This window comes from Pseudoduganella sp. R-32, from assembly GCF_049913245.1.
Taxonomy (GTDB): domain Bacteria; phylum Pseudomonadota; class Gammaproteobacteria; order Burkholderiales; family Burkholderiaceae_D; genus Rugamonas.
The window spans coordinates 3,864,180-3,883,212 of the sequence record NZ_CP183987.1 but is presented as its reverse complement, the minus strand read 5'-3'; the positions used below and the strand labels follow the sequence as shown (position 1 = coordinate 3,883,212).

Sequence of the window (19,033 nt, the reverse complement as noted above, 5' to 3'; positions counted from 1 at the left end):
GCGGCATGACGACAACACTCCGCTTTGGCGATTGGGCCGCCATGCAGGCCGACGCGACACCGATCCGCATCGAAGTCTTCGTGCGGGAACAGAACGTGCCTGCCGACCTGGAAATGGACGACAGGGATGCCGTGTGCCTGCACGCCGTGGCCTATGATGCGGCCGGCAAGGCGCTCGGGACTGGGCGCCTGCTGCCTGATGGCCATATCGGCCGCATGGCTGTGCTGCGCAGCGCGCGCGGTGCGGGAGTGGGCGGCGCCATCCTCAAGGGCTTGATGGAAAAGGCCCGCGAGCGCGGCGACACCAGGGTTGTCCTCAGCGCCCAGACCCACGCGGCGGAGTTTTACCTGGCCCACGGCTTCGCCATGGCAGGTGATGTCTTCCACGAAGCGGGCATTCCCCACATCGAAATGCACTACGAATTCTAGGAGTTGAAAATGAAACGTTCGATCATCGCGCTCGGTGTCTGCGCAGTGTTTGGCGCGGGCTTCCTCGCCGGTTCCATCAGCCCGATCCAGGTGGCGCAAGCCCAGGTTGGCGGCGCAGGCGTGCAATGGCCGGCCGCCGCTGCAGCTCCCGCCACGGCCAACGGACCGACCCATTTCTATGCCATCGACACCGGGACCCGTACCTTGATTTCCTGCTCCCGCCAGGGCAAGGAAAAGCCATCCTGTGTGCGGGAGCAGCTTCCTTAACGGATCTGGACTTCGTGCAGTTGTGCCGGGGCGTCCGCGTACAGCTTGACCACGGTGGAACTGCGCGTGCCGTAGTTCGGCGACTCGATCTTCACGGCTGACAGCAGCCGTTCCAGCTCCAGCGGCACCCCGGTTTCCGGCAAGCGCATGTCCGGCGCCCGGGTGGTGTCGGAGAGCATCTCGAAATAGGCGTCTTCCGGCGCGCCAAGGCACAGCAGGCTGGCGAATTGCGCCTTGGTCTTCAGTACTTTCGGCCATGCCGAGTCGAGCAGGGCGTTCGACAGGCCATAGATGCCCGGCTCCAGCGGCCTGCCGTTCCGTGGGTCGTCATTTCCCTTGTTCGAATACCAGACCAGTTCCTTGCCATCGCACAGGACAAGGTTGAAACCGTTGTATTCGCCCGCGCCCGGCGCCACCTGCGCCACGTATTCCTGCGCTGTCATCCCGCCGGCCAGGAAATCGGCCACCAGTTGGCCGCGCGATGGCGCCAGCGGGTTGTGTTCCTGCGGATTGCGCACATTGGTGATCGCCGCAAAGCGCGAGGGGCCGGCAGCGGCTGCGCCAGCCGGGTCGCTTGGCCGCGTGATCCCCATCCAGCTGCCGCCGGCCTTGAGGTCGCGGCCGGCATAGATGTGCGGCGCATCCGGCCACGGTGCCGCCGGCGTCGTATCGCGGTCGTAGAATTCGTCGCGGTTTGCCGCCGCGATGAGGGGCACGCCAGGCACCACCTGCCAGGCAAATACGATCAGGCACATGGCGGCATATCCTCGAATACTTCGACGTGGCGCGGCCCTGCGATCCAGCGCGCCAGCCCGGCTTGCGCCGCCGCTGCGTCGAGCACGACAAGGAATGCGTTGCCGGCGCCCGGATAAACCTCCATCCAGGTCTGCACGCCGCCGGGTGCTTCCGGGCGCCGCTTGAGCTGCGCGCCCACCCCATGCGCCGCCGACAGCGACGACTGCATGGCGATAACCGCCGCCTGCAGGCCAGCCGCCTGTGCGGCCTGCACCTTGTAATACACGTAGAGGTCCATGTTCAGACGTCGAGCTTGTCCAGCAGGTAGGGCAGGGGCTTGAACTGCAAAGCCGGCCCGCTGGCCGAGCCGAAGCGCACGTCGCCCGCTTCCAGCGCTTCCAGCTTCATCTCCACCAGGGCATCGACGCCGCCTGCGCCGTTGCGCGCCGTGTTGACCACCATGCCGCAGGGCTGCTCCGGATCGGCCGGCGAGAATACCTCGGCGCCCGGGGCCACCGATGCATCGGCGATGGAAGCGAGCGCGGTGCGGCGCTTCAGCTTGCCCAGGTACTGGCTGCGCGCCACGATTTCCTGGCCCGGATAGCAACCTTTCTTGAAGTTCACACCGCCCAGCAACTCGAAATTGACCATCTGCGGCACGAACTGCTCCTGGGTGCCCGGGCCAACCTGTGGCACGCCCGCATGGATTTCAGACAGGCGCCAAGCCTCGTTGCCGCCCACCACCAAACGGTCCTTCAGCACGGAAGCGGCGGTCGACGCCGCTTCCGGCGACGCCAGCCACAGGTAGCGCGGCGCGCCGAAGGCATCGGCCACGCGCAGTACCGTGCCCAGCGGGTGGTCGATCTTGCTGAACGGCTTGGCCGGCAGCACGTCGAACCAGGTCTGCAGCACAGCCTCCGCATCGTCGCCGCCAATGGCCAGCGTCACGTACTGGTCGGTGACATCGGCCGGCTTGGTCTTGCTGCGCAGGATAAACATTTGCAAACGCTTCTGCACCGCCGGCTGGATTGCGCGCGGCAGTTGCAGGAAGATCGATTCTTCGGTCTTCCACATCAGGAAGGACGCCAGCATGCGTCCCTTCGGCGAGCAATAACCGGCCAGGCGCACCTCGCCCAGGCCCAGGTGTTCGACGTCGTTGGTCAACTGCTTATGCAGGAAACTGGCCGATTCTTCGCCGGTGAAGGCGATCAGGCCCTGGTCGGTGAGCGGGGCAACAAAACCGGTCGCGAGCTGGCTCGTGCTCAGTGTTTCTTGTTCCTGTGTCAAAAGTTGATTCCAGTTATTCATAAATTCCCATATTCTGGCGATGAAAGCATTATCATTACGGCCTTCATTATAGTGATCCCGCGCAAATTCCGCCGGGGGCTTGGAAAACGCTGTCGTCCAGGCTGAAACTGGTTCAAGATTGGATTATCGAACGGGCATTTGGAAATGGCGTTTATCAAGAAGTCGATCACACTGGGTATCCTGGCCGCGGCCGGGGCCGTGGGCGGGTTTGCCTGGTGGGCGGGCCAGCCTGTCATTGGCCAGGAGCCTGCCATTGAGTTCACCATCAGCAAAGGCAGCGGGGCCAGCGCCGCCGGCCAGCAGATGGCCGCTGCCGGCGTGCCGATCCAGCCGCTGATGTTCAACCTGCTGGCGCGCGTGACCGGCAAGAGCGGGCAACTAAAGGCTGGCACGTACGAGCTCAAACCTGGCACGACGCCGATGCGCCTGATCGGCCAGCTGGTGCGCGGCGAGTTTGCCCAAGAGTCCCTGACCATCATTGAAGGCTGGACCTTCCGCCAGATGCGCCAGGCCATTGCCGCGCATACCGGCTTAAAGCACGATACCGCCGAGCTTAGCGACCGCGAGCTGATGGCGCGCGTCAACCCCGAATTCAAGGATCCGGAAGGCCTGTTCTTCCCTGATACTTATCTGTTCGCCAAGAATTCCAGCGAACTGGCCATTTTCCGCCAGTCGCACAGCATGCTGATGAAGCGCCTGGGCGAAGCCTGGGAGAAACGCGATCCCGGCCTGCCCTACAAAACGCCCTACGAGGCGCTGACCATGGCGTCCATCGTGGAAAAGGAAACCGGCCAGAAGTCCGAACGCAATATGATTGCCGCCGTGTTCGTGAACCGCCTCAAGCTGGGCATGCTGCTGCAAACCGACCCGACCGTCATTTACGGCATCGGCCCCAGGTTTGACGGCAATATCCGCAAGAAGGACCTGGAAACCGACACCCCCTACAATACCTATATGCGGGTCGGCTTGCCGCCGACCCCGATTTCGCTGCCGGGCGTGGCTTCGCTGACGGCTGCGCTGGCACCGGCCAAATCCGGCGCACTGTACTTCGTGGCGCGCGGCAATGGCACCAGCCAGTTCTCCGATAACCTGACCGATCATAACCGGGCGGTCAACCAGTACCAAAAACAATAAATGACAACACGCGGTAAATTCATCACTTTCGAAGGCATTGACGGCGCCGGCAAGTCGACCCATATCCAGTTCGTTGGCGAGCTGGTCAAGGCACGCGGCCTCGAGCTGGTCAGTTCGCGCGAACCGGGCGGCACGCCGCTGGGCGAGAAGCTGCGCGAATTGTGGCTGCACGAAACCATGCACGTCGAGACTGAAACCCTGCTGGTATTTGCCAGCCGCCGCGAACACGTGGCACAAGTGATCGAACCGGGCCTGGCGCGCGGCGCCTGGGTCATTTCCGACCGCTTTACCGACGCCAGCTTTGCCTACCAGGGCGGCGGCCGTGGCCTGAGCCGGGAAAAACTGGACATCCTGGCCCACTGGGTGCACCCCAACCTGGAACCGGACCTGACCATCCTGTTCGACGTGCCGCTGGATGTGGCGCGCGCCCGCCTCGATGCGACGCGCGAACTGGACCGTTTCGAGCGCGAGCAAGCCGATTTCTTCATGGCTACCCGCGCCGAGTACCTGCGCCGCGCCGCCGAGGCGCCGCAGCGCTTCCGCGTCATCGATTCCACCCGCAGCATTGCCGATATCCAGGCCGAGCTCGCCCGCATCGTGGGAGCGCTTGCTTGAGCGGCCAGGTCTATCCATGGCAGCAGGGCGCCTGGCAACAGCTGCAGCAGCTGCGCCAGCGCATGCCGCATGCGATCCTGTTCCACGGCGCCAACGGCATCGGCAAGGCCGACTTCATCGAGCAGTTCGCCCAGGCGCTGCTGTGCGAAAACGCGCGCCCGGACGGCCACGCTTGCGGCGAGTGTCCAAGCTGCGGCTGGTTCCAGCAGCACAGCCACCCGGACTATCGCCGCGTGCGGCCGGAAATCTTCGAAGACGAGCCGGGCGAGGGCGAAGAGGGCGAAGACAAGAAGGCCGCCAAGAAGGCGCCTTCCAAAGAGATCAAGATCGAGCAGATCCGCGCCCTGGCCGATTTCATGAACATCTCGACCCACCGCCAGGGTTTGCGCGTGGTGGTGCTCTATCCGGCCGAAGCGCTGAACATGCCGGCCTCGAATGCCTTGCTGAAAACGCTGGAAGAGCCGCCGCCAGGCACGGTGTTCCTGCTGTCATCCAACGGCCTGGACCGCGTGCTGCCGACCATCCTGTCGCGCTGCCGCAAGTTTGCCATGCCGATGCCTTCCCATGCCGAAGCGCTGGCCTGGCTCAAGGAGCAGGGCGTGCCCGATGCCGACAGCTGGCTGCGCGAGCAGGGCGGTTCGCCGCTGGCCGCCGTAGCTGCCTCTGAAACGGGCAACCGCGAAGAATTGGACGCTTTACTGCAGTACCTGGCCCGTCCGAGCGTGGAGGGAGCCCTGAAAACTGCCGACAAATTGCAGAAAGTACCACTCAGCGCCTTGGTATCGTGGCAACAGCGCTGGCTTTACGATCTGTTTTCGTACAAACTTGCAGGTAACATCCGTTATTATCCCCGTTACCAGCGCGAGCTGGCCGGACTGGCGGACAAGGTGAACATCAGCCGCCTGATGGCAGCGGTCAAGGGCGCCAACGAAAGGCGCGCGACGTCCGACCATCCGCTGTCGCCGAAACTGTTTATTGAAGATATGCTTCTTGACTACACTGCTTGCTGTAGCTGAAGAAAGGAAAAAATGAGCGCAAGCCCAACCGAACCAGGTGCCGCGGCCGTCAACCGGCCAACGGTGTTGTCCCTCGCAATCAAGGAAAAAGCGGCCCTGTATGCGGCCTATATGCCTTTCCTGAAGCATGGGGGCATGTTCGTGCCAACCCAAAAGCCATACAAGATTGGCGACGAGATCTATTTGTTGCTGACCTTGATGGACGATCCTGCCAAGTACGCGATCGCCGGCAAGGTCGTCTGGATCACGCCGCCCGGCGCGGCCAATAACAAGACGCAGGGCATCGGCGTGCATTTTCCGGACGACGAGACCGGCACCCGTACCCGCCTGCGCATCGAAGAAATCCTGGGCGCTGCGCTGCGCTCGTCCCGTGCCACCCACACGCTTTAACGCATGACGAAGTTGCGCCACCCACATTTCCGCCACCGCCTCGCCACACTCGACGACCTGCCGACGATTGTCGCGATCTACAACAGCACCGTCGCCTCCCGCGAAGTGACAGCCGATACCGAGCCCGTGTCGCTTGAATCGCGTCTGCCGTGGTTCCACGAACACGAGCCCGGCCGCCGGCCGCTGTGGGTGATCGAGGAGGCGGGGCGCGAGGGCATCATTGGCTGGATTTCCTATTCGAACTTCTATGGCCGTCCCGCCTATGCGGGCACGGCGGAAGTATCGATCTATATCGACCAGGCGTGGCGCGGAAAGGGCGTCGGGCGCTATGCGCTGCAGGAAGCGATTGATTTCGCGCCGCAGGTAAACGTGCATACCGTGCTCGGCTTCATCTTCGGCCACAACAAGCCATCGCTGGCGCTGTTCGAGAAATTCGGGTTCGAGACCTGGGCCACGCTGCCGCGCGTCGCCAACCTGGACGGCGTCGAGCGCGACCTGGTCATCCTGGGCAAGCGCGTCGCTTAAATCGCGCCCGCCAGCCGGGCAATAATGCCCAGGACCAGGGCCAGGATGGATAACAGCGCACTGAAGGTCCAGCGAAAACCGCGCTGCATCTCCTGGCGCAGCTCAGCAATTGCACGTTCCCGCGCCTCGCGGACCTCCCGCAGGCCAGCGTCCAATGCCTGGCGCTGCTCAGCGAAGCCGGCTTCCATGACACGACGTTGCTCGGCAAAACCGGCCTCCATCACCTGACGTTGCTCAGCAAAACCGAGCGCCATTGCCGCGCGCAGTTCGTTTTGCATTTCTTTTAGGATGGCAATTTCCGTTTCTGCTTTCGCCATGCGTTCCTCGATATCCATAGCGCCTCCATAGCATGTTTCCGCTACTTTGGCGTAGCTGTATTCCGAATGGTTTTGACTTTGGACAGGCTGGGTCCTGAAAAGTTTCGGATAAAATGCCGGGATGTTTATCGATTCCCACTGCCATATCGACTTCCCGGAGCTGGCTGCCCGGATGCCTGAAATCCTCGCCAAGATGGCGGAAAACAAGGTCAGCCACGCGCTCTGCGTGTCGGTCGACCTGCCGGACTTCCCGCGCGTGCTGGCGCTGGCCGAGCAGTATCCGCATATTTACGCCTCGGTCGGGGTGCATCCCGATTACGAAGACACGCCTGAACCGACGGTCGCACAGCTGGTCGACCTGGCTCGGCATCCGAAGATCGTCGCCATCGGCGAAACCGGCCTTGACTACTACCGTCTCGAAGGCGACCTGGAATGGCAGCGCGAGCGTTTCCGGACCCATATCCGCGCCTCGCGCGAGTCGCGCAAACCATTGATCATTCACACCCGTTCCGCCTCGGAAGACACTATTCGGATCATGCGCGAAGAGGGCGCCGGCACCGGTCAGGGCGGCGTGGCAGGTGTCATGCATTGCTTTACCGAATCGCTGGAGGTAGCGCGCGCGTCGATGGAGCAAGGCTTCTATATTTCCTTCTCGGGCATCGTGACCTTCAAAAGCGCCAAGGAGCTGCAGGCAGTGGCGCTGGAAGTGCCGCTGGAACGGATGCTGATCGAAACCGATTCGCCCTACCTGGCGCCTGTACCGTACCGCGGCAAGATGAATGAGCCGGGCTATGTGGCCCACGTTGCCGAATTCATTGCCAAGCTCAAAGGCATCCCGCTGGAAAAGGTCGCCGAGCAGACTTCCGCCAACTTCTTCGACTTGTTCAAGGCGGCAGCCTGATGATGAGCCGCCGCGCCGCGCTCGCCTTCCTGGCCGGAGCTGCCGCGGCGCTGCTTGCCGGGCTGGCAAGCGCGAACGCGGCCGGAGAGGCGTTCGACGCCGAAGCCGACCAGGTCGCGTTCTTCCGCGCTGTCCAGATCGACGACGACCGCACCGTCAAGGCCGTACTGGCGCGCGGCCTCGATCCCAACCTGCACGACCCGCAGCGCGGAGAGACCGGTCTCATCATTGCGATGCGCAACGACGCAATGCGCGTTGCCAGGCTGCTGCTCGCGCAGCCGGGCTTGAGAATCGATGAACAGTCGCCGAACGGCAATACGGCCTTGATGATGGCAGCTTTGCAAAAGAACAAGCCCGCCGTGCTCGCCATCCTGGAGCGCGGTGCGCAGGTCAACCGCCCCGGCTGGACGGCCCTGCATTACGCCGCCGCGTCCGGCGACCTCGACATCATGAAGCTGCTGCTCGAGCGCCACGCCTACATCGACGCCGCGTCGCCGACTGGCACCACGCCCCTGATGCTGGCCGCCCGCGAAGGACAGGAAGATGCGGTCAAGCTCCTGCTCGATGAGGGCGCTGACGCCCGCCTGAAAGACCGTGCCTGGCGCGAAAATGCCGCCGAATTTGCCATTCGCGCGCAAAAACCGTGGATCGCCGAGCAAATCCGCCAGCACCTCGGCGGCAAATAAGGCGGTATTTCCCTTTCATATCGTGCAAATGGCCAGGCGTGCTTGGGGCGACAATCCTGTTGTCGACAACCCACCGCGCGCCCGCGCCACTGCCATGCTGAACGAACGCGAAATCGAAAGCTGCTACCTCGGCCAGTTCATCCCGCTGCACTACCATCACAATATGCTGATGGATGCCAACCGCATGCACAACTTCAAGGCCGCCATCGATTACGTGGTCAAGCCGGGCATGAAGGTGCTGGAACTGGGCGGCGGCACCGGCGTGCTGTCCTTTTTCGCGGCGCAGAAGGCCGACAAGGTGTATTGTGTTGAATTTAACCCGGACATGGTGCAGGAAGCGCGCAAGTTCCTGGCAATGAACAACAATGGCGAGCGCGTCGAAATGGTGCATGCCGATGCCTTCGAATACCTGCCGCCGGAGCCGGTCGATGTCGTCATCTGCGAAATGATCCACGTCGCCATGTTGCGCGAAAAGCAGGTCGAGGTCATCGAGCATTTCAAGCAGCGCTACCTGGAGCGCTTTGGCGGCCCTCTGCCTGTGTTCATGCCGGAGGCGGTGCTGATGGCGGTCCAGCCGGTCCAGCAGGAATACGATTTCGACGGTTTCATCGCCCCGATCGTGCAGTTCCAGCAGCCGGGCCAGATCCAGAATGCCACGGTGGAACTGTCCCAGCCCCAGGTCTATGCACTGATCGATTTCACCCAGCCCAACGAAATGCTGTATCGCTGGGAAGGCCAGTTCATCGCCGAAAGGGACGGCCAGCTCAACGCGCTGCGTTTCATCACCAAGAACATCCTGGCTGTCGTGTCCGAACGTAACAACACCATCGACTGGCTGAACCACTACATGACCTTGCCGCTTGCCGAGCCGGTCCAGCTGCGGGCCGGCGAGGCCGTGCAAGTCAGCTTTGCCTACCGTGCCGGCGGCCAGATCCAGTCCCTGCAAGCGACCATGCGCGCGGTCGCCCTGCGCACCACGGCCGCCTTGCCGGCCTTTGCAGCTTGACCCCGCTTTTTCGCTCTCTGTCGGCCTAATCTGCATTTGGTCGCATGTCCGTTGTCCGGGCCGGACGTCCGCTTTACAGTTGCCTCAACTTCAATCGGAGGTGCTGGAATGTTCGGCTTCATCTTATGGCTGTTGTTGCTGTTCCTGTGCTGGCCACTGGCCTTGCTTGCCCTGGTCCTGTATCCCATCGTCTGGCTGCTGTTGCTGCCGTTCCGCTTGCTTGGCATCGGTGTCGAAGCGGTGTTCGAACTGCTGCGCGCCATCGTCATGCTGCCGGCGCGCGTGCTGGGTGGTTCGCCGCGCTAACCGCCTGGCGTGGCATTTTGCATACCGCCAGTATCTAAAGGTTTTATGCGAAGCCGGCGGAAATTTTTCCGGCCCGTATCGTAAGCGCACTGTGGCAATCGCGCTGCTACGATGGCCCATCGAATAACAACGATGGGCGGGGCAGACAATGGGGCAATTCGAATATCCGCGGCCGCAACTGGTGCGCGATCAATGGCAGTCGCTCAATGGCGAGTGGGAGTTCGAGTTCGACGACGAACACAGGTATTGCCTGCCTTCGGACGATATTCCCTGGTCGCGCCGCATCAATGTGCCGTTTGCGCCGGAGTCGGAACTGAGCGGGATCGGCGACACCGGTTTCCATAACGCTTGCTGGTACCGCTGCCGTTTCAAGGTCGAACAGCGCGGCGCCCGCACGCTGCTGCATTTTGGTGCCGTCGACTACCAGGCGCGCGTGTGGATCAACAACCACATGGTGGCCGAGCACGAAGGCGGGCACACTTCCTTCACGGCTGACATCACCGACGAACTGGTCGAGGGCGAGCAGACCCTGGTGCTGTTCGTGGAAGACGATCCTGCCGACTTGAACAAGCCGCGCGGCAAGCAGGACTGGCAGCTCGAGCCGCATTCGATCTGGTACCCGCGCACCACCGGCATCTGGCAAACCGTATGGCTGGAAAACGTCGGGGCCACCTATATCCGCAGGCTGCGCTGGACACCGATCTTCGACGGCTATGAACTCGGCTGCGAAGTGCTGGCCGGCGGCGACGCCGCGCCCGGCCTGACGGTAGAAGTCAAGGTCTGGCTCGGCGCGAAGCTGCTGGCCGCGGACCGGTATTTGATGGTGGGCCAGGAGGCCAACCGCAAGATCGCCTTGTCGGACCCAGGCATCGACGATTCGCGCAACGAGATCCTGTGGAGCCCCGAGCGGCCCACCTTGCTGGACGCCGAGCTGACCCTGTACCGCGATGGCCAGATACTGGACCGCGTGCGCTCCTATACCGCCATGCGTTCGGTGTCGATCAACCGCGACCGCTTCATGCTGAACGGCCGGCCCTACCACCTGCGCCTGGTGCTTGACCAGGGCTACTGGCTGCAAAGCCTGATGACCGCACCTTCCGACGAGGCTTTGCGGCGCGATGTCGAGCTGGCGAAGGCGATGGGCTTCAACGGCGTGCGCAAGCACCAGAAGATCGAGGACCCGCGCTACCTGTACTGGGCCGACCGCCTTGGCCTGCTGGTCTGGGAAGAGATGCCGTCGGCCTACGCCTTTTCGGCGCGCGCCATGACGCGCCTGCTGCATGAATGGAGCGAAGCGATCGAGCGCGACTACAGCCACCCCAGCCTGATCGTCTGGGTGCCGTTCAACGAATCCTGGGGCGTGCCCAACCTGACCGCCGTGCAATCGCACCGCAACGCAGTCGAAGCGCTCTACCACCTGACGCGCATGCTGGACCAGACCCGGCCCGTGATCGGCAATGACGGCTGGGAGGCTTCGGCCACCGACATCCTCGGCATCCACGATTACGATCCCGACCCGGAGCGCGTGCGCCAGCGCTATGAAGTGACCGATCCGGTGCGCACCCTGTTCGACCAGCGCCGCCCGGGCGGGCGCATCCTCACGCTGGACGGCTTCCCGCACCGCGGCCAGCCGATCGTGCTGACCGAGTTCGGCGGCATCGCCTTCGACCCGAACGCACCGGCCCACCATACCTGGGGCTATTCGCGCCAGAACACGGCCGAGGGCTTCCTCGAGCACTACCGTTCCTTGCTGAAGGTCGTCAACGAAACCATGATGTTCAGTGGCTTCTGCTATACCCAGTTCGCCGACACCTTCCAGGAAACGAACGGCCTGCTGAACGCCGACCGCACGCCCAAGATTCCCCTCGAGCTGATCAGCGCCGCGACGCGCAACGTGCAATAGGTGCGCCGTGACGACCCCCGCCTGCCATCCCTTCGCCACCTTCTGGCAAGCCGGCTATGAGGGCGCCGACCACGTCAACCATGCCGGCCAGCCGCAGGACATGAACCTGGTCACCGGCCATTTGCAGCGCGCCCGCGCCGACTATGAGCTGCTGGCCCGGTTCGGCATCCGTACGGTGCGCGAATCGATCGGCTGGCGGCTGGTCGAGCGCGACGGCCAGTTCGATTTCTCGCCGCTGCTGCCGCGCCTGGAAGCCGCACGCGCGCTGGGGCTGCAAAGCTGCTGGACCTTCTGCCACTACGGCTGGCCGGAAGACGTCGACATCTACAGCGACGACTTCGTGCCGCGTTTCGTGCGTTTTTGCCAGGCCAGCGCGCGCTTCCTGGCGCCCTGGCTGGGCGAAGAGCCGGTGTACTCGCCGATGAACGAGCTGTCCTTCACGGCCTGGGGCCTGTCGGTGCATATGTTCCGCTGCCTGAACATGTACCACGAGCGGGCCGGTGAACTGGGCAAGCGCCAGCTGGTGCGCGCTTCCATCGCCGCCATCGACGCCATTCGCGAGATCACGCCGGGGGCGCGCTTTTTCCAGTGCGACCCGCTGATCCACGTCATCGCGCCCAAGGACCGTCCCGACTGGGCGGCGCAGGCCGCCGGCTGGACCGCTTCGCAATACGAGGCGCTGGACATGCTGTGCGGCCGCGTCGAACCGGAGCTTGGCGGGCACCCGCGCTACCTGGACCTGGTGGGCGGCAACTATTATCACAGCAACCAGTGGGAAAGCGGCACCAATATGCGGCTGTGGTGGCACCTGGACGACCCGCGCCGCCGGCCCCTGTCCGACATCCTGGTCGAACTGCACCAGCGCTACGGCCGGCCGGTGCTGCTGGCGGAGACCAGCCATGTCGGCAGCGGCCGCGGCACCTGGATCAGGGAAATGGCGGAGCAAAGCATGATGGCGCGCGAACGCGGCGCCGAGGTATGCGGCATCTGCCTGTACCCCGCCATCGACCGGCCCGACTGGGAAAACGCCGAGCACTGGCACCACAGCGGGCTGTGGGACCTGGACCGCGACGGGCCCGATCCGCTGGCCCGCGTCCTCGTCGCACCGTACGCCACTGCATTGCGCCAATCGATCCGGCTGACCGACAGCCTGTGTGAAACCAAGGAGAATGCCATGCAAACGTTGATTGTTTTCTGCCACCTGCGCTGGGATTTCGTATACCAGCGTCCTCAGCACCTGCTCACCCGCCTGGCCAAGTACTACAAGGTGGTGTTCGTCGAGGAGCCGGTGTATGAGGAAGGGGAGGCACGCATGGTCATGTCCCATCCCGCACCGAACCTGACGGTCTGCCAGCCCCACACACCGGTCGACGCGCGCGGTTTCCACGACGACCAGATCCCGCTGCTGCAGCCGCTGGTGGCGGCCCTGGCGCCGGACGGCGAGGAAGTGCTGGTCTGGTTCTACACCCCGATGGCGCTGCCTTTGCTGCAAGCCCTGCATCCTTCCCTGGTCATCTATGACTGCATGGACGAACTGAGCGCCTTCCGGAACCCGCCCAAGCAATTGCTGCAGCGCGAGACGGCCTTGCTGAACATTGCCGACCTGGTATTTACCGGCGGGCCCAGCCTGTACGAAGCCAAGCGCTCGCGCCACGACAATGCGCATTGCTTCCCAAGCAGCGTCGATGCGGTGCATTTCGAGCAGGCGCTGGACCGCAGCAACGGCCACCCGCTGCACACGGCCATCCCGCGTCCGCGCCTGGGCTTTTTCGGCGTGATTGACGAACGCTTCGATGCCGAACTGATTGCCGACATCGCCGATGCGCATTCGGACTGGCAGGTCGTGCTGGTGGGCCCGGTGGTCAAGATCGACCCGGCCACCTTGCCGCAGCGCCAGAACGTGCACTACCTGGGACAGCAATCGTACAAGGCCCTGCCGCAGTTCCTGGCGGGCTGGGACGTCTGCCTGCTGCCGTTTGCGCTAAACGAAGCGACGCGCTTCATCAGCCCGACCAAGGTACTGGAGTACATGGCCGCGGAACTTCCCATTGTCAGCACTGCCATCCGCGACGTGGAACAGCCGTATGGGGACATCGTGGCAATCGCTCATGACCACAACGAGTTCATCTGCCATTGCGAGGCGGCGCTGGCCCAGGCACCTGAGCAAGCGGCGGCGATGGCGGCGGCCATGCGCGAGGTGGTGGCGCGCACCTCGTGGGATGCAACGGCTGACCGCATGCACGAACTGATCGACCAGACACCGCCAGGCGGCAAGGCGGCGCGCCTGGCCGGCAAAGGCGCCCCGCGCAAGCTGGCCGGCGCCAGCGCGGCGCCCAACGTCAACCCGCTGCGCGGCTCGGCCAGCGGCCAGTCGTTCGGCAGCATTGTGATCGGGGGCGGACCGACCGGCCTGTCCGCCGCCTACCACGTGGGCGCGGACAACCTGCTGCTGGAGCGAAACGAGACGGTGGGCGGCTGGTGCCGCTCGATCGAGGAGGGCGGCTTCACCTTCGACCATGCCGGCCATATCATGTTTTCCAACGATCCCTACGTGCTCGAACTGTACGACAAGCTGCTGGGCGACAACCAGCATTGGCAGATGCGCGAAGCCTGGGTCCACAGCAAGGGCGTGTATACCCGCTATCCCTTCCAGGGCGCGCTGTATGGCCTGCCGCCGGAAGTGATCAAGGAGTGCATCGTGGGCGCCATCGATGCGCGTTATGGCGATGCCGGCAGCGGCCAGGCTTGCTCCAGCGTGGAAGTGGAGGACTGCTGCGCCGACGGCGGCGCCGAGGCGGCCAAAGCCAGCCAGGAAGCGCGCGCAGCCCAGACCGAGAGTTTTGAAGACTTTATCTACAAGGCATGGGGCAAAGGCATTGCGAAGCACTTTGCAATTCCCTATAACCGCAAATTGTGGACGGTGCCATTAAGCGAAATGGAAACCTCCTGGCTTGGCGGCCGCGTGCCCCTGCCGGACCTGTCCGAGATTATCGAAGGCGCCTTGCGCCCGGTGCCGCGCCCGATGGGGCCGAATGCCCGCTTCGGCTATCCGCGCCGCGGCGGCTTCCAGGCCCTGATGAATGGCTTCCTGCCCCTGATCCGCGGCAAAATCGAAGTGAATGCGGAAGTGGCGCAGGTGCTGCCCGAGGAGCACGTCGTGACGCTGGCTGATGGCCGGCGATTCAAGTACGGCAACCTGATCAGCACCATGCCGCTGCCGGAACTGGTCAAGCTGATCGGCGCAGCGGCGCCGGCGGAAGTGCGCGAAGCGGCGCACGGCTTGCGCCATATCTCGATCCGCTGCGTCAATATCGGCATCGCGCGCAGCGATGTGACGGACAAGCACTGGATCTACTACCCCGAAGACAGCATCTTCCATCGCATCTTCGTTCAAGGCAACGCCAGTCCTGAATGCAATGCGCCGGGCGGCTTCGGCTTTACCTGCGAAATCTCTTATTCGCCATGGAAACCGCTGCCGCTTGATGGCGACGCCTTGATCGAGCGCTGCATTGCCGATGCGGTCAAGGTCGGCTTCCTGCGTGCGGACGACAAGGTGGTGGTGGCGAACCAGGTCGACATGCCGGTGGCTTATGTCGTCTACGACCACCAGCGTGCGCGCAACGTCGCCATCGTGCGGGAATGGCTGGCGCAGCATGACATCCTGCTGGCCGGCCGCTACAGCGAATGGGAGTACTACAACTCCGACCATGCTTTCCTGGCCGGCAAGCGCGCGGCCGAGCAGGTGGCGCGCCTTCGCAGCCGGGCTGCACCGAAGGCGTCCTGACCATGAAGATCACGCAACTCAGCACTTATCGTGTGCCGCCACGCTGGATGTTCCTCAAGATCGAGACCGACGAGGGCATCAGCGGCTGGGGCGAACCGGTGATCGAAGGCCGTGCGCGCACCGTGGAAGCGGCGGTGCACGAGCTGGGCGAGCTGCTGGTCGGGCGCGATCCGGCGCAGATCAGCGACCTGTGGCAAGCCATGTACCGCGGCGGCTTCTATCGCGGCGGTGCGGTCTTCATGAGCGCCATTGCCGGCATCGACCAGGCTTTGTGGGACATCAAGGGCAAGGCGCTGGGGGTGCCGGTGTACCAGCTGCTTGGCGGCAAGGTGCGCGAGCGCATGAAGATCTACAGCTGGGTGGGCGGCGACCGGCCGGCCGATGTGGTGGCGGGCATCCAGACCTTGCGCGATATCGGCCTGAATACCTTCAAGATGAACGGTACCGAGGAAATGGCCATGCTCGACTGCGCCACGGCGGTGGACGCGGCCGTCGAGCGCATTGCCGGCATCCGCTCCGCCTTCGGTTACGACATCGAGTTCGGCATCGACTTTCACGGCCGGGTGGCCTGGCCGATGGCCAAGCCGCTGCTGCGCGCGCTCGAGCCCTACCGCCCCTTGTTCGTCGAAGAGCCAGTGCTGGCCGAGCAGTCGGAGTATTACCGCCGCCTGTCCGACATGACCAGCATTCCGCTGGCGGCCGGCGAGCGCATGTTCTCGCGTTTCGAATTCAAGCGCGTGCTGGAGCAGGGCGGACTGGCGATCTTGCAGCCGGACCTGTCGCACGCGGGCGGGATTAGCGAATGCCTGCGCATCGCCGCCATGGCGGAAGCCTACGACGTCACGCTGGCGCCGCACTGCCCGCTCGGCCCGGTGGCGCTGGCAGCCTGCTTGCAAGTGGACTTTGTCTCGTATAACGCCGTGCTGCAAGAGCAGAGCATGGGCATCCATTACAACAAGGGGGCAGAGCTGCTCGACTACGTGCACAACGCGGGCGACTTCCGCATGGAAGGCGGCTATATTGACCCCTTGCCTCTGCCGGGCCTGGGTGTCGACATCAATGAAGAACGGGTCATCGAGGCCAGCCGCGCAGCGCCTGACTGGCGCAATCCGCTGTGGCGGCACGCCGATGGCAGCGTGGCCGAATGGTAGCGCCAGCCTGCCTGCTGGGCATTGACTGGGGCACGAGCAACCGGCGCGCCTATGTCATCGGCGCGGAAGGGAGTTGCCTGCGCAAGCACGAGGACGCGCAGGGCGCCCTGGCGGCCCAGGGCCATTTTGCCGAGTCATTGCAGGCGCTGCGCCAGCTGCTCGAGCTCGACGCGCTGGTGCCGGTCGTCATGTCGGGCATGGTAGGCAGTGCGCAGGGCTGGCAGGAAGTGGCTTACCTCGATAGCAGCGTGCCGCTGGCGCGCCTGCCCGAGACCCTGGTGCCGGTCAGCGGCGCGCCAGGCTGCTTCATCGTGCCGGGCTACTGTTATCGCGAGCACGGCAGCATTGACGTCATGCGCGGCGAAGAGACCCAGCTCTTCGGCGCGCATTTCCTCAGGCATGGCGACGGCTGCTACGTGCTGCCGGGCACGCACAGCAAATGGGTGGAAGTTGCCGACGGCAAGATAGCGCGCCTGACCACCTTCATCACCGGCGAATTGTATGCATCCCTGCGCTCATCGGGAACCCTGGCAGCACTGATGGCCGAGGGCCATGCCGACGCAGATGCCTTGCGCGCCGGCGCCAACCGTGCGCAAAGCGCCGAAGCCCTGAGCCATACTCTGTTTGAAGCGCGCGCCCGCGTCGTGGCGGGCGATTCGAACGCAGGCGAAACGCGTTCCTATGTCAGCGGCCTGCTGATCGGCACGGAGTTCGCGGCGCGGCGTGAAGAGGCGCCCGCTGCAGCCGGCAGCATGCCTGTGCTGCACCTGATCGCCTCGGCCGAGCTGACTGCGCCGTACCGCGAGGTCGCGCAAATGCTCGGCTACGCGACAGAGTTGATTGACCCGGACCAAGCCTATTGCGCGGCCCTGGCTCGCTTCATGGAGGCAATCTGATGAGCGCAATCGACGAGTACCAGCCGCCGCTGGTTGCGATTCTTCGCGGACTGACCGCTGCGGAAGCGCCGGCAGTCGCGGCAGCACTGTTCTACAGCGGTTTCCGGATCCTGGAAGTGCCGCTGAACCGCCCGGGCGCCCTGGAATGCATCCGTCTGCTGGACGGCATGAAGCCCAACGATGGGTTGGTCGGCGGCGGCACGATGACCAGCGTCGCCGACGTGGACGCGGTCCACGCGGCCGGCGGCCGCATCATGGTCGCGCCGAATTTCGACCCGGCGGTGATGCGGCGCGCGCGCGACCTGGGCATGCTGACCCTGCCGGGCGTTGCCACGCCGACCGAAGCGCTGGCGGCGCTGGCGGCGGGCGCGGATGCGGTCAAGTGGTTTCCCGCCGAGACGCTGGGCCCGAGCGGGCTGCGTAGTGTCAAGACCATCCTGCCGCCATCGGCAAGGGTGTGGCCGGTCGGCGGCGTCAGTGCCGGCAACCTGCATGAATGGGTGCGCGCCGGCGCCGACGGTTTCGGGATTGGCGGCCGCTTGTATGAGCCGGGCATTGCCTTGCCCGAGCTCGAGTCGCGGGCGCGCGAGCTGATTGCCGCCTGGCGCGCCCGATGAAGCCCTGTGTCGAAAGCCGCTTGTTCGGGGAGCTTGCCAACGGCGAGCCGGTCATGGAATTCACGCTCGATAACGGGCAGGGCATGCTGTTATCGGTGCTTGACTACGGTTGCATCATCCGTAGCTGGCGCGTGCTGGCACGGCATCGTCCACCGCTCGATTTTGTGCTGGGTTTCGATACCATGCTTGACTACGAACGCGACACGGCCTATTTCGGGGCCGTGGTCGGGCGCTTCGCCAATCGCATAGCGGGCGGCCGCTACGTGCACGATGGCCGCGTGGTGCAGCTGACGCAAAATGAAGGCGAGAATCACCTGCATGGCGGCCGGCGCGGATTCCACAAGCAAAGCTGGCAGGGCCACGCGAGCAGCGACAACGACGCGGCGCGCATCAGCCTGTGCCGCCTCAGCCGCGACGGCGAAGAAGGCTATCCGGGTAACCTGCTGGTCATGGTCACCTACGAGCTGACGACAAGCGGGGAGCTGCGCTGCAACTACCAGGCCGTGTGCGACCGGCCGACGCCAGTGAGCATCAGCCAGCACAGCTACTTCAACCTCGCTGGCGAGGGCGACATTCTCGGGCACGAGCTGCGCCTGGACGCTGCCCACTACCTGCCGGTGCGCACGGGATTGCTGCCGAGCGGGCAGGTGAGGGAAGTGGCCGGCACGCCGTTCGACTTTCGCCTGAAGCGCCGGATCGGCAGCGCGCTGGCAGAGGCGGATGCGCAACTGGCCCTGGCGCGCGGCTATGACCACAATTTCGTGCTGGCGGGAGGGCGCGGCCCGCAGGCCTGCCTGGCTGACCCCGCGTCCGGGCGCCAGATGGAGATCTATACCGATTGCCCTGGCTTGCAGTTCTACAGCGGGAATTACCTCGATGGCGCGCTCGGCGGCAAGGGGCGCGACTTCACACGCCATGCAGGCCTGTGCCTGGAGCCGCAGCATTTCCCCGACGCGCCGAACCAGCCCGGCTTCCCGAATGCGTTCTGCGGCCCCGGCGCCCCCTACAGCGCAAGCACGCGCTATGTCATCGACAGGTGGAGGTGAAT

The 19,033-nt window shown here is 64.3% G+C and carries 21 protein-coding genes; 17 read left to right on the top strand and 4 right to left on the bottom strand.

Features of this window, described 5'->3' with window-relative positions; all coding sequences use genetic code 11:
• Positions 1-5: 5 nt before the first annotated feature.
• Together ACN9MU_RS17660 and ACN9MU_RS17655 are read left to right on the top strand one after the other, a co-directional pair.
• On the top strand, positions 6-428 hold the full coding sequence (locus ACN9MU_RS17660; protein ID WP_426161683.1) for a GNAT family N-acetyltransferase: 423 nt from the start codon (positions 6-8) through the stop codon (positions 426-428).
• A 9-nt stretch (positions 429-437) separates the two neighbouring features.
• Complete coding sequence (locus tag ACN9MU_RS17655; protein WP_426161682.1) at positions 438-695, top strand: hypothetical protein; 258 nt, start codon at positions 438-440, stop codon at positions 693-695.
• On the opposite strand, the gene ACN9MU_RS17650 is transcribed toward ACN9MU_RS17655, so the two are convergent.
• From ACN9MU_RS17650 to ACN9MU_RS17640, 3 genes are read right to left on the bottom strand one after another with little or no spacing between them, the layout of a single operon-like run.
• Positions 692-1,450 (bottom strand): NRDE family protein, encoded by a 759-nt coding sequence (locus ACN9MU_RS17650; RefSeq protein ID WP_426318054.1) that lies wholly within the window; start codon positions 1,448-1,450, stop codon positions 692-694. The two genes, ACN9MU_RS17655 and ACN9MU_RS17650, sit on opposite strands and share 4 nt — an antisense overlap.
• Positions 1,441-1,728: a DUF4936 family protein gene (locus tag ACN9MU_RS17645; RefSeq protein ID WP_426161680.1), complete on the bottom strand. Its 288-nt coding sequence runs from the start codon at positions 1,726-1,728 to the stop codon at positions 1,441-1,443. Before ACN9MU_RS17645 ends, ACN9MU_RS17650 begins: the two co-directional genes overlap by 10 nt.
• Before the next feature lie 2 nt (positions 1,729-1,730).
• A complete protein-coding gene (locus tag ACN9MU_RS17640; RefSeq protein ID WP_426343190.1) occupies positions 1,731-2,738 on the bottom strand; it encodes a YgfZ/GcvT domain-containing protein in 1,008 nt (335 codons plus the stop codon).
• Between the two features lie 144 nt (positions 2,739-2,882).
• Between ACN9MU_RS17640 and mltG the strand changes: the two genes are divergently transcribed.
• From mltG to ACN9MU_RS17615, 5 genes are read left to right on the top strand one after another with little or no spacing between them, the layout of a single operon-like run.
• Complete coding sequence (gene mltG, locus ACN9MU_RS17635; protein WP_426161678.1) at positions 2,883-3,872, top strand: endolytic transglycosylase MltG; 990 nt, start codon at positions 2,883-2,885, stop codon at positions 3,870-3,872.
• Positions 3,873-4,487 carry a dTMP kinase gene (tmk, locus tag ACN9MU_RS17630; RefSeq protein ID WP_426161677.1) on the top strand — a complete coding sequence of 205 codons (615 nt, stop codon included), beginning with the start codon at positions 3,873-3,875 and terminating at the stop codon, positions 4,485-4,487.
• Entirely contained in the window at positions 4,484-5,503 is a 1,020-nt protein-coding gene (locus tag ACN9MU_RS17625) for a DNA polymerase III subunit delta' (protein ID WP_426161676.1), read from the top strand. The genes tmk and ACN9MU_RS17625 overlap by 4 nt, the downstream gene beginning before the upstream one ends.
• A gap of 12 nt (positions 5,504-5,515) precedes the next feature.
• The gene (locus ACN9MU_RS17620; RefSeq protein ID WP_426161675.1) at positions 5,516-5,893 is read left to right on the top strand and encodes a PilZ domain-containing protein; all 378 of its coding nucleotides are present in this window, start codon (positions 5,516-5,518) and stop codon (positions 5,891-5,893) included.
• 3 nt (positions 5,894-5,896) lie between these two features.
• Positions 5,897-6,418, top strand: coding sequence for a GNAT family N-acetyltransferase (locus tag ACN9MU_RS17615; RefSeq protein WP_426318052.1), 522 nt, complete (start codon positions 5,897-5,899; stop codon positions 6,416-6,418).
• Here the strand turns inward: ACN9MU_RS17615 and ACN9MU_RS17610 are convergent.
• Positions 6,415-6,753 (bottom strand): hypothetical protein, encoded by a 339-nt coding sequence (locus ACN9MU_RS17610; protein ID WP_426318050.1) that lies wholly within the window; start codon positions 6,751-6,753, stop codon positions 6,415-6,417. The two genes, ACN9MU_RS17615 and ACN9MU_RS17610, sit on opposite strands and share 4 nt — an antisense overlap.
• A gap of 103 nt (positions 6,754-6,856) precedes the next feature.
• Here ACN9MU_RS17610 and ACN9MU_RS17605 point away from each other — a divergent pair, with 103 nt between their 5' ends.
• The 10 genes from ACN9MU_RS17605 (at position 6,857) to ACN9MU_RS17560 (ending at position 19,031) form a co-directional block, all read left to right on the top strand.
• Positions 6,857-7,636 carry a TatD family hydrolase gene (locus tag ACN9MU_RS17605; protein ID WP_426161673.1) on the top strand — a complete coding sequence of 260 codons (780 nt, stop codon included), beginning with the start codon at positions 6,857-6,859 and terminating at the stop codon, positions 7,634-7,636.
• Positions 7,636-8,322, top strand: a complete 687-nt coding sequence (locus ACN9MU_RS17600; protein WP_426343189.1) for an ankyrin repeat domain-containing protein — start codon at positions 7,636-7,638, stop codon at positions 8,320-8,322. The genes ACN9MU_RS17605 and ACN9MU_RS17600 overlap by 1 nt, the downstream gene beginning before the upstream one ends.
• A gap of 94 nt (positions 8,323-8,416) precedes the next feature.
• On the top strand, positions 8,417-9,328 hold the full coding sequence (locus ACN9MU_RS17595; protein WP_426344895.1) for a methyltransferase domain-containing protein: 912 nt from the start codon (positions 8,417-8,419) through the stop codon (positions 9,326-9,328).
• 108 nt (positions 9,329-9,436) lie between these two features.
• Positions 9,437-9,634 (top strand): hypothetical protein, encoded by a 198-nt coding sequence (locus tag ACN9MU_RS17590; RefSeq protein WP_426318047.1) that lies wholly within the window; start codon positions 9,437-9,439, stop codon positions 9,632-9,634.
• 148 nt (positions 9,635-9,782) lie between these two features.
• On the top strand, positions 9,783-11,537 hold the full coding sequence (locus tag ACN9MU_RS17585; protein WP_426161670.1) for a glycoside hydrolase family 2 protein: 1,755 nt from the start codon (positions 9,783-9,785) through the stop codon (positions 11,535-11,537).
• Positions 11,538-11,544: 7 nt separating this feature from the next.
• Entirely contained in the window at positions 11,545-15,321 is a 3,777-nt protein-coding gene (locus ACN9MU_RS17580; RefSeq protein ID WP_426318046.1) for an NAD(P)-binding protein, read from the top strand.
• A gap of 2 nt (positions 15,322-15,323) precedes the next feature.
• Positions 15,324-16,472, top strand: coding sequence for a galactonate dehydratase (gene dgoD / locus ACN9MU_RS17575; protein WP_426161668.1), 1,149 nt, complete (start codon positions 15,324-15,326; stop codon positions 16,470-16,472).
• A complete protein-coding gene (locus tag ACN9MU_RS17570; RefSeq protein WP_426161667.1) occupies positions 16,466-17,368 on the top strand; it encodes a 2-dehydro-3-deoxygalactonokinase in 903 nt (300 codons plus the stop codon). Before dgoD ends, ACN9MU_RS17570 begins: the two co-directional genes overlap by 7 nt.
• Positions 17,368-17,985, top strand: coding sequence for a 2-dehydro-3-deoxy-6-phosphogalactonate aldolase (locus tag ACN9MU_RS17565; protein WP_426161666.1), 618 nt, complete (start codon positions 17,368-17,370; stop codon positions 17,983-17,985). Before ACN9MU_RS17570 ends, ACN9MU_RS17565 begins: the two co-directional genes overlap by 1 nt.
• Complete coding sequence (locus ACN9MU_RS17560; protein ID WP_426161665.1) at positions 17,982-19,031, top strand: aldose epimerase family protein; 1,050 nt, start codon at positions 17,982-17,984, stop codon at positions 19,029-19,031. The genes ACN9MU_RS17565 and ACN9MU_RS17560 overlap by 4 nt, the downstream gene beginning before the upstream one ends.
• Positions 19,032-19,033: the final 2 nt, after the last annotated feature.